The following is a 2,927-nucleotide window of genomic DNA, read 5'->3' on the forward strand; positions in this document are numbered from 1 at the left end:
TAATCAGTGGGCCCAGGGTTCGAGTCCCTGGAGGTGCACCAGATATTGAACGCCAAATCGTAAGATTTGGCGTTCTTTTTTGTTATGTAACCCCGAGAAATCGGGGCTTGCACGGTCAATGCACGGTTTTTGCACGGTTGGTGTTTTCATAGGAATCTTCTGCATGGGCTGGAATTACTTTGAAATGCGTGGTAAATTTTGCATTAGGTCAGCAGAGCCAGACGGAGCTGCGCCTTTACTTCGGGGTCTGCATTCTTCAGCAATTCCAAGAGAGCCGTCATGGAGATGGTGGGTTCGCCTGCGGCGGGTACAGCCTGCGGGCTGGGGCTTTCCTGTTTAGCATAGAACCCTTCCTCGAACTTCCTGCCCAGTTCTACACGAGAGGACTGCTGGATATGGGCATAGGTGTTCACCAGCATATCTGCCGTAGCGTGTCCTGTGGTGCCTTGAACGGCCTTCACATCGCCGCCGGAAATCATCAGCTGATAGGTGGCACTGGAGTGCCGCAGACCGTGGAACACGATACGCGGGAACTCCGGGTGGGCATCCTGCCACTTGAGGAACTTTTTGCGGATGAGCACCGGCTCCACCGCCAGACCGTTGGGCAGACGGAACAGCATCCCACTGTCATGGTAGCGTGTCGGGTCTTTTCTCTCGTCTGTCGCCAGCTGATTCAGCCACTTCTTCAATTCTTCTTTTAGTGCAGAGGTCATGAAGATGGTGCGGCAGGAGGATGCGGTTTTGGTGCTTTTCAGGATGAGGGAAGTGGTGCTGCGCTCCAGCTTGTCCGGGAATATCTTGATGATGCAGCCATCGTCCACTTGATTTAGGGCTTCTTTCCGCACCCGCTGCATGGACTTGTTGATACGGAAGGTTCCGATGCCATCTGCTGCGTCAAAATCGAGATCTTCCGGGGTCAGACCTACGATCTCGCCCTCTCGCAGTGCGCCCACCAGTGTGAGGTGGACTGCCAGATGCAGGATGGGGTCCTCCATGCTGTCCAGAGCCGCCCTCATTTCCTCTACCGTCCAGATGGTGCGCTCCTGCGTAGACTTCTTGGGGCTGTCCACGGGAACAGGGCTTTTGACAAGGATGCCCCACTCTACGGCATACTGGAAGGCAGTGCCCAGCAGCCGGTGCACCTCATGGATCGTTGTGCCGGAAAGGAAACGCTGCTTCTGCTTTTCGGTCAGTTCCTGCTTCTTGCCCTCGATATACGAACCACAGGGCGTTTTGCTCAGGGTCGTGTAGAGGTTCTCCATGTGGTAGGGCTTGAGCTTCTGCATCTCCATGCTACCGATATAGGGGATAATGAGATTCTGAATGGTGGAAAGGTTGGATTCGTAGGTTTTGGGTGCCCACTTGTGCTTGCTGCACTGTTTCGGCAGCCAGTCCATCAGGAACTCTGCCACCGTTACCGAGGACGGAATCAGGAAAGTGCCAGCGGCCAGTTCATGCTCGATTTGCTTTTTTCGGTTCGTTGCCTCCTCTTTTGTGGGAAAGCTCTCCCATTTGTCGCAGCTCTTGCCGTGCTCATCTTCGTAGGTGTATCGGACGCTGTAAGAGCTGCCGCGCTTCGTAATATATGCCATAGATTTGCCTCCTTATCAAGCTGCCCGGTTGAGCCACGCATCGAAACTGTCCTTCGGTACACGGATGCTTCCGCCTACCCGCAGGACACGGAATTCGGTGGTGCTGTTGCACAGGTTGTAAGCAGAGCGCAGGCTGATGGCCAGCATTCGCGCGATCTCTTCCACCGTGTACACCAGCTTTGAGGGTTCCGGGCTGTCAGTCGGAGACTTGACGGCATTGGTTTGAGTGACCACTTCCATTGTAGTGGGGTTCGAGTCCTTTTGCAAGAACTTTTTCGTATAATCGGAAGATTGCACAGGGACGGTCATAGAATTACGGTCAAAATCCATAAGCATTGCTCCTTATATTGTCATATCATCTAAAAATTCAGCTTAAAGTTCTACATCTTGCCCACGCTTACGGTTTTGCTGCGGCACATTCATGGTGTGCTCCTGCTTGGGGGCAAGAATCTTTTCCAGAAAGCCACGCACCAGTTCAGGAGCACGGTGGAGCGCGTCCAGATAGGGCTTCACTTCATACCAGAGTTCATGATACTTTTGACCCCAATGAGCAGCTTCCTTCTTGGCGGTGGAAAGTTCTTCTTTCAAGCGGCGGTTCTCCACGTCCATCATATAGCCGTGGTCAGCCTGTTTTTTCAGTTTGGAAAATTCTTCTTCGGTCAGCGAGTAGTTGCCGAGAAAGGTGCGCTTGCCGATATAATCCAGATCACGCGCATGAATGAGGGCTTCTTTTGTGAGCGTGGCCTTTTTCTGCACAGCGGCAAGTTCCTTTTCGGTCTTGGAGAGGGTTTTGTTGGTTTGGGTGAGGTGCTGCTCTTTCTGGTCAATCTGGGCGGTCAGGCTGTCCAGCCGTTCCTGCTCCCGTTGAACTTTGAACTGGGTGACGGTCAGGTGTTCTTCGGTGCTGCCACGTTCGCCGCGCTCTATATCGGTGTACCCGGCAGCGCGCATAAAATTGAAGAAGTTGTCCTGCAAGATGCTGTACGACTTCTTCAGGACTGGCTTGCCGCTCTTTTGCAGGACAGGCTTTCCAGCATCGTCCAGCAGGGGCTTGGAAGCCCACTTCTTGCTTCGGCTGACCTGCATGACGGTCTCCTTGACTGTGCCGACCAGTGCCTTGTCCTTGCAGCGTTTCGACCACAGGATCTGCTTTTCCACCACAGGCACATAGACCACATGGAGGTGGTAGTGGTAGACCTCCCGGCCCAGTGCTTCGGTCATGGCGTGGTTGATCTCATCCGCGTGCATGACTGCCGAGAGGATATACTGCTCACCACCCACGATTTGAACGGCTGCTTTGTAGGCATCCGCATAGAACTGCTTGGCGAACTCGTA

General features: G+C 53.7%; 3 protein-coding genes. All 3 read right to left on the bottom strand.

What is annotated here, in order from left to right:
- Positions 1-203 precede the first annotated feature (203 nt).
- Positions 204-1,592, bottom strand: coding sequence for a site-specific integrase (locus DXB44_RS14210; RefSeq protein WP_118659093.1), 1,389 nt, complete (start codon positions 1,590-1,592; stop codon positions 204-206).
- A 15-nt stretch (positions 1,593-1,607) separates the two neighbouring features.
- Entirely contained in the window at positions 1,608-1,922 is a 315-nt protein-coding gene (locus DXB44_RS14215; RefSeq protein WP_118659094.1) for a helix-turn-helix domain-containing protein, read from the bottom strand.
- Between the two features lie 42 nt (positions 1,923-1,964).
- A partial coding sequence (locus DXB44_RS14220; RefSeq protein ID WP_118659095.1) for a plasmid recombination protein occupies positions 1,965-2,927 on the bottom strand: 963 nt, incomplete at its 5' end.

This window comes from Faecalibacterium sp. OM04-11BH (genome assembly GCF_003482185.1).
Classification (GTDB): domain Bacteria; phylum Bacillota; class Clostridia; order Oscillospirales; family Ruminococcaceae; genus Faecalibacterium; species Faecalibacterium tardum.